Source organism: Exiguobacterium sp. s121 (assembly GCF_018617245.1).
Classification (GTDB): domain Bacteria; phylum Bacillota; class Bacilli; order Exiguobacteriales; family Exiguobacteriaceae; genus Exiguobacterium; species Exiguobacterium profundum.
In genome coordinates this window covers 2,015,371-2,021,699 of the sequence record NZ_JACSJV010000001.1, presented here as the reverse complement: position 1 = coordinate 2,021,699, position 6,329 = coordinate 2,015,371, and the positions used below count along the sequence as shown (strand labels likewise).

General features: G+C 47.0%; 5 protein-coding genes, 14 tRNA genes and 1 pseudogene. All 20 read left to right on the top strand.

Going from position 1 to position 6,329, the window contains the following annotated elements:
• Nucleotides 1-14 precede the first annotated feature (14 nt).
• The 20 genes and pseudogenes from KOG47_RS10400 to KOG47_RS10305 all read left to right on the top strand — a co-directional run bounded on the left by KOG47_RS10400 (nucleotide 15) and on the right by KOG47_RS10305 (nucleotide 6,300).
• Nucleotides 15-89: transfer RNA gene (locus tag KOG47_RS10400), tRNA-Asn, on the top strand.
• Nucleotides 90-100: 11 nt separating this feature from the next.
• Nucleotides 101-191 (top strand) — tRNA-Ser (locus KOG47_RS10395).
• An 18-nt stretch (nucleotides 192-209) separates the two neighbouring features.
• Nucleotides 210-284, top strand: a tRNA-Glu gene (locus tag KOG47_RS10390).
• Between the two features lie 16 nt (nucleotides 285-300).
• Nucleotides 301-374: transfer RNA gene (locus KOG47_RS10385), tRNA-Met, on the top strand.
• Nucleotides 375-382: 8 nt separating this feature from the next.
• Nucleotides 383-458, top strand: a tRNA-Asp gene (locus KOG47_RS10380).
• A gap of 31 nt (nucleotides 459-489) precedes the next feature.
• Nucleotides 490-565: transfer RNA gene (locus tag KOG47_RS10375), tRNA-Phe, on the top strand.
• Between the two features lie 5 nt (nucleotides 566-570).
• Nucleotides 571-654: transfer RNA gene (locus tag KOG47_RS10370), tRNA-Tyr, on the top strand.
• Between the two features lie 3 nt (nucleotides 655-657).
• Nucleotides 658-728, top strand: a tRNA-Trp gene (locus KOG47_RS10365).
• 17 nt (nucleotides 729-745) lie between these two features.
• Nucleotides 746-821 (top strand) — tRNA-His (locus KOG47_RS10360).
• Nucleotides 822-828: 7 nt separating this feature from the next.
• Nucleotides 829-903: transfer RNA gene (locus KOG47_RS10355), tRNA-Gln, on the top strand.
• A gap of 4 nt (nucleotides 904-907) precedes the next feature.
• A tRNA-Gly gene (locus KOG47_RS10350) sits at nucleotides 908-982 on the top strand.
• Nucleotides 983-991: 9 nt separating this feature from the next.
• Nucleotides 992-1,065: transfer RNA gene (locus KOG47_RS10345), tRNA-Cys, on the top strand.
• Between the two features lie 9 nt (nucleotides 1,066-1,074).
• Nucleotides 1,075-1,155 (top strand) — tRNA-Leu (locus tag KOG47_RS10340).
• Nucleotides 1,156-1,260: 105 nt separating this feature from the next.
• Nucleotides 1,261-2,318, top strand: a pseudogene (locus tag KOG47_RS10335) (DUF2332 domain-containing protein).
• A 131-nt stretch (nucleotides 2,319-2,449) separates the two neighbouring features.
• Nucleotides 2,450-2,520 (top strand) — tRNA-Gly (locus KOG47_RS10330).
• Nucleotides 2,521-2,587: 67 nt separating this feature from the next.
• The gene (gene queG / locus KOG47_RS10325; protein ID WP_215244173.1) at nucleotides 2,588-3,736 is read left to right on the top strand and encodes a tRNA epoxyqueuosine(34) reductase QueG; all 1,149 of its coding nucleotides are present in this window, start codon (nucleotides 2,588-2,590) and stop codon (nucleotides 3,734-3,736) included.
• Nucleotides 3,717-4,157 carry a methylated-DNA--[protein]-cysteine S-methyltransferase gene (locus KOG47_RS10320; RefSeq protein ID WP_159563596.1) on the top strand — a complete coding sequence of 147 codons (441 nt, stop codon included), beginning with the start codon at nucleotides 3,717-3,719 and terminating at the stop codon, nucleotides 4,155-4,157. The genes queG and KOG47_RS10320 overlap by 20 nt, the downstream gene beginning before the upstream one ends.
• Nucleotides 4,158-4,169: 12 nt before the next feature.
• Nucleotides 4,170-4,643, top strand: coding sequence for a tRNA (uridine(34)/cytosine(34)/5-carboxymethylaminomethyluridine(34)-2'-O)-methyltransferase TrmL (gene trmL, locus KOG47_RS10315; RefSeq protein ID WP_015880908.1), 474 nt, complete (start codon nucleotides 4,170-4,172; stop codon nucleotides 4,641-4,643).
• A 227-nt stretch (nucleotides 4,644-4,870) separates the two neighbouring features.
• Nucleotides 4,871-5,428: a DUF5366 family protein gene (locus KOG47_RS10310; RefSeq protein ID WP_074037691.1), complete on the top strand. Its 558-nt coding sequence runs from the start codon at nucleotides 4,871-4,873 to the stop codon at nucleotides 5,426-5,428.
• A 68-nt stretch (nucleotides 5,429-5,496) separates the two neighbouring features.
• Nucleotides 5,497-6,300, top strand: a complete 804-nt coding sequence (locus KOG47_RS10305) for a hypothetical protein (RefSeq protein ID WP_214811547.1) — start codon at nucleotides 5,497-5,499, stop codon at nucleotides 6,298-6,300.
• The last annotated feature ends 29 nt before the right edge of the window (nucleotides 6,301-6,329 follow it).

Genomic DNA, 6,329 nt, shown 5'->3' with positions numbered 1-6,329 from the left:
CCAGGCAAGATCGTTCCGCAATAGCTCAGTGGTAGAGCAACCGGCTGTTAACCGGTAGGTCGTAGGTTCAAATCCTACTTGCGGAGCCACTTTCTCTTTTGGAGAGCTGTCCGAGTGGCCGAAGGAGCACGATTGGAATTCGTGTAGGCGGCAAAACCGTCTCAAGGGTTCGAATCCCTTGCTCTCCGCCAGTTTTTCAAATATGTAATGGCCCGTTGGTCAAGCGGTTAAGACACCGCCCTTTCACGGCGGTAACACGGGTTCGAATCCCGTACGGGTCACCATTTAATTTTATATCGTCGCGGGGTGGAGCAGTCTGGTAGCTCGTCGGGCTCATAACCCGAAGGTCGTCGGTTCAAATCCGGCCCCCGCAATTAAGTCCGGTCTCGTGGTGTAGGGGTTAACATGTCTGCCTGTCACGCAGAAGATCGCGGGTTCGAATCCCGTCGAGACCGCCATTTTTATTTTAAAATCAATCATACTACATATGGCTTTGTAGCTCAGTTGGTAGAGCAAAGGACTGAAAATCCTTGTGTCGGCGGTTCGATTCCGTCCAAAGCCACCATATGTGGGGGGGTAGCGAAGTGGCTAAACGCGGCGGACTGTAAATCCGCTCCCTCGGGTTCGGCGGTTCGAATCCGCCCCCCCCCACCACTTAGGGGCATAGTTTAGCGGTAGAACTACGGTCTCCAAAACCGTCAGCGCGGGTTCGATTCCTGCTGCCCCTGTTTTTAATTTCATCATGGCGATTGTGGCGAAGTGGTTAACGCACCGGATTGTGATTCCGGCATTCGAGGGTTCAATTCCCTTCAGTCGCCCCATTATTATTGGGCTGTAGCCAAGTGGTAAGGCATCGGATTTTGATTCCGACATGCGAAGGTTCGATCCCTTCCAGCCCAGCCATTTTGCGGAAGTAGTTCAGTGGTAGAATACGACCTTGCCAAGGTCGGGGTCGCGGGTTCGAATCCCGTCTTCCGCTCCAATGACTTTTGGCGCCATAGCCAAGTGGTAAGGCAGAGGACTGCAACTCCTTTATCGTCGGTTCGATTCCGACTGGCGCCTCCAACATAATATGCCGGTGTGGCGGAATTGGTAGACGCGCACGACTCAAAATCGTGTTCCTCTGGAGTGTCGGTTCGACTCCGACCACCGGTATCCGTATGACTCTAACTGAGGTTAGGGTCTTTTTTCTGTTCTCTATCCTTTTTTGAGAAGGAAGGACATTCATTCAGCTCGAATGTTTTAACAAGAAGAAACGAGGTGGATGATATTCAATATACAGAACAATCGAATCGGTTCATCCGATTTGCTGACAACGAATGTGTGGGTTCTAGTCGCTTATACGAAGTGCTAGCTCGAGAAGTGGCTCAGCATGAATGGCTCTTATCTTTGTGTGAAGACATACCAAAGGGACAACCTGCTCCAAATCTATTGTTTGCATCTGTTCATGAACTGGTAATTCAACACTCTGCTGATGAGTTGGCCACCTATTATCCTAGCGTGACAAAATATCCAAAACAAGCTGAAGATGTATTTCCCTCTTTTTAGCTTTTTGCCATACATACGAAAGTGAGATCCGTCATCGATTGAGAACCCGTCGTGTGCAAACGAACGAGGTTCAACGATGCGCCTACTTGTATCCGATATTTTCGAAGATTCAACAACAGACGAAGCAATCACTCGCACTGCTCGAAATCGGAACGAGTGCAGGGCTTCAAATATTTGTTGACCAGTACGCTTATGAGTATAATGGCGTCCCAATCAACCCGATAAGCATCTCATCAGTAAACATCTCAGCGACCGTCGAATCGAACGAATCATTCCATCTCGAGGCTAAGACGCTATTAGACATCGGAACGCGTATTGGTGTCGATTTGAACATTGTGGACTTGACAGATCAAGCAGAGCGGTCATGGTTGAATGCGTTAATCTGGTCAGAGCATGAGACACGACGGCAACTGCTTCAGGCTGCCATGAATGAAATCAATTTTAATATGGTGACGCTCATTGAAGGGGATGGTGTGACGATGCTACAAGATCTCGTATCGCGTGTGTCGGAGACAGAGACGTTATGTATCTTCCATACACACGTTGCAAATCAGATGTCACGTCCCGTCAAAGAAGAACTTTTGAAGCAAGTCGAGCGAATTGGACAAACACGAGACGTCTTCCATATCTATAACAATATCCAAGATCGTTTCCTTCATGTAGAATTGTATCAGGACGGTCAACTTACAGCGTTTACGTTTGCAGAAACAGAGGGGCACGGCCGTCAATTTCAAATCCTGACGCCACTCGATTCTTTGTTTCATCCATGATCTTTTGAATGATTAAGATATATTAACATATTGATTTCATTGAATTTAGAAAAACTTACGAATACCTGTTGACAGATTAATAGTATAGATGTATATTAACTATAGTCGCTTGAACGACAACAATATTTCATGCGGGTGTAGTTTAATGGTAAAACCTCAGCCTTCCAAGCTGATGACGAGAGTTCGATTCTCTTCACCCGCTTCATATCTCTCTGCCGAGTGGCGGAGAGATTTTTTGTATGCGAAAATATATAGAGGAGGTGAACGGAATGGACCCGTACACATTAAAACAACAAATCTTAGCGTATGCCGAAACCATCGGGATTGATGAGTTGAAAGTGACGACAGCTGATCCGTTCATCGTCATGAAACAACGACTCATTCGACAACAGGAGAAAGGATATGCCTCTGGATTCGAAGAACCGGATTTAGAGAAACGCACAAATCCTGAACTTCTGCTTGAAGAGGCACAGTCGATCATTGCGATCGCCATCGCCTATCCAAGTAAATTAAAAGATGCGCCCCGTAGTGTCGCCGGGGAGAGACGAGGGTTGTTTGCTCGTGCTTCGTGGGGACTCGATTACCATCGGGCGGTCGGCGATCGATTGGCCAAACTTCAAGCGTACATTGAAGAATTGGTTCCAAACGTGCGAACGCGTTCGATGGTCGATACGGGTGAGCTCGTCGACCGTGCTGTCGCAGAACGTGCGGGGATTGGATTTAGTGGGAAAAACTGTTCCATCATCTCTCCTGAGAAAGGATCCTATCTTTATTTGGGCGAAATGATTTTAGATGTATACTTACCACCGGATGAAGCAATTGAAGACGGATGTGGGGATTGCGATAAATGTATGACAGCTTGTCCGACGACGGCCCTTGTTGAACCAGGTGTCCTCGATGCGAAGCGCTGTATCGCCTATCTCACGCAGATGAAGACGTTGATGCCACGAGAGTTTCGGTCGAAACTTGGTGGTCGATTATATGGATGTGACACGTGTCAGCAAGTCTGTCCATATAATCGCAAAAAGGACTGGCGCCACCATGAAGAATTGTTACCGGAAGCTGAGATTGTCAAACCGCTCTTAGAGCCTCTTCTGACATTGAGCAACCGGGAGTTCAAACAAAAGTTCGGACTTTTATCAGGCGCATGGCGCGGGAAGAAACCGATTCAACGAAATGCGATTTTAGCGCTCGCGCACTACCGTGAACTTTCAGCGATTCCAATCTTAAGGGAATTTATTAAACAGGATGAACGCGAAGATATGCGCGCGACGGCTGTTTGGGCAATCGGTGCGATTCTTGGACCTGATGCCGATTCGATATTTGAAGAGATTGAACGGAATGAAACGTCTGATATGGTTCATGAAGAGATTCGCATATATCGAGAGGAGTGGGCACATGAAGATCGTGTCGTCTAAGTGGGGACCGCTAATGTACGAGATAAATGGATCAGGTAAGTTGACCGAATTGGAGTTCACAACACATGAACCGACAGAGGAAGCACCTGAGTGGTTGCGAGATCTCATGACACGAGTCGAGAAGACAGGATTTCAAGAAGCAGATCGTGCCTATGTCGAAATGAACGGAACACCGTTTCAACAGGAGGTTTGGGATGCGCTCTTGACCATTCCATATGGCGAGACACGCACATATAAACAAATTGCCGAACAAATCGGTCGACCAAAGGCCGTTCGCGCCGTCGGACAGGCGCTCAATCGAAATCCATTGCCGATTCTGTTTCCGTGTCATCGTGTCATTGGAAGTAGTGGAAAGCTTATCGGTTTTGCGGGAGGGTTGTCTGAGAAACAACGCCTTCTAGAATTTGAAATGAAAAAGTGAGGGAAATCAACCATGGCGATTCATGTCGTAATGTTTCAACCAGAAATACCAGCAAATACAGGGAACGTCTCACGTACGTGTGCGGCGACGAATTCGGTCCTTCATTTGATTCGTCCGCTCGGGTTCTCGACGGATGATAAGATGTTAAAGCGTGCCGGTCTCGACTATTGGCAATTCGTCGATGTACGCTATCATGACTCGTTAGAAGAGCTGTGGGAGAAGCATCCGGATGGTCAGTTCTTTTATATTACGAAGTACGGGGAACAATACCCGAGTGATTTAGACGTTTCAGATGTAGACGGTGACTACTTCTTCGTCTTTGGTCGTGAGACGAAAGGGTTGCCGATGGAAGTCATCGAGAACAATTTGGATCGCTGCATCCGCCTACCACAATCGAACCTCGTTCGTTCATTGAACGTATCGAATACAGCAGCCATCATCGTATATGAGGCGCTTCGCCAACAGGGATATGCAGGATTGAAATAAAAAAGAGCCGGATTCGTAAGAATCCCGGCTCTTATTCGTTACCCTCAGGTTTACGGTTATATCCAGCTGTCAAAATCGCTGCGAGGAAGACGACGCTGATTCCAACCATCAATAATAGGCCCATCCAAAAATCCCCCTTTTATTCTCCATAACTATAAATAGTATAATATACTTGGTAGGTGAATTGCACTGAATATAAGAAATTACTGTGAAATTGGAGAAGGAACATGAAAACGAATGTGTACTTACTGAGCTATGCCCCACTCATCGGAATTATTTTGTTTTCGATGTCACTTGCGATTGCGACCTCCGAGTACGTAATCCAATGGCTGAATCAAATTGGCGTATATAGTGAAATTATCGAACTGTTATCCGTGCAAGAGACGAAAGTGCTCGTGCTCGTCGTATTCTTTACGATTTTCTTTATGTTGTTTAGCGCATTCAAATTGGTAGCCGATACGTTCAATCAACTCGGTTTCGCTTTTTTTGCGCGAGAGACAAATGGCACGTCGCTTCATCGGCTCAAACCTGGTGCCATCATCTTTCTCATCGGGTCTGGAATCAGCTTTCTCTTTTTGAACACATTGCTCGCCGTTATCGCCGTGCTCGTTGGCACGCTCTTGATGTATCTCTTTTACTATGTCTGGCAAGTAAGCCAATCGATGTCCGTTCCACGTGCCATCGGCTTATTACTTATGCAGGCTGTCATGTGGGCGACGTTGGTCAGCGGGTTAGGTTGGTCGGTCCTTCGCTTGTTTAACTCTGTCGGAGATATCATCTTATGAAGCATTCTTTTGGACCAACCTCTGATGTGATCGAAGCGTGGTGTCTATCATTTGTCCCGGAGGAAACCTTGTATTGGATTGATTCTTCGTTTCTTGAGGATATACCGAGTTCCTGTCTCGTGATTCCGAGGCAGGAGTTTTTCAATCATCCGCTTTACCGCAGACCCGACATCACGAATCCGTATGTGACGTGGCAGATGGGTCAAGACGTGACTTATGTCATCCATGCGTTCTCTAGCTTTTTGAAGGAGTTACAGGAGCACGTCAAAACACGTTTATTGGAATTTCAAGTGACGACCCATCGTGGTCTTGTTTTGCCGATATCAGTCGAGCAGATGAAACGTCTATCGAATGAGATGATTATAGAGAAGGATGGCGCGTGTGTCATCGTTTTGCATCCGCAAAATTGGAATGAGCTCGACATCGAGATGCGTCATTCTCTCCTGCTCGACTATGCGAAGGAGTGGGATCGTTGGGAAGGGGAACCCTGTGATGACTCGATTGCTTCGCATATTGCGGATTATGCAAATCGGTTTCCGATCCAGGATGGAAGTAACTGTCTCGCGGCGACGTTGTTTGCGGTCACGGGAAACGAACAGGTCGTTCACCGATGGGTTCATCCAGAGACGTTCCTTCAGACATTAAAGCGAAGTAGGTACGAAACTGTGAAGGATGATACACTGAGGCCGAATGACGTCCTGACGTTTTGGAGCGACCAAGGGCAACTGGTCCATGCGAGTTACTGTGTGCGACAAGGACTCTATTTCAATAAACATGGTCAAGTCCGTTTCAATCCATGGAAACTAATCAATCACGACGAGTTAATGGAGCATTGGGGAGCATATCGACTTCAAATCGAACGTCGATTATAAAGCAAAAGGAGTCAGTCCACTTTTCAGTG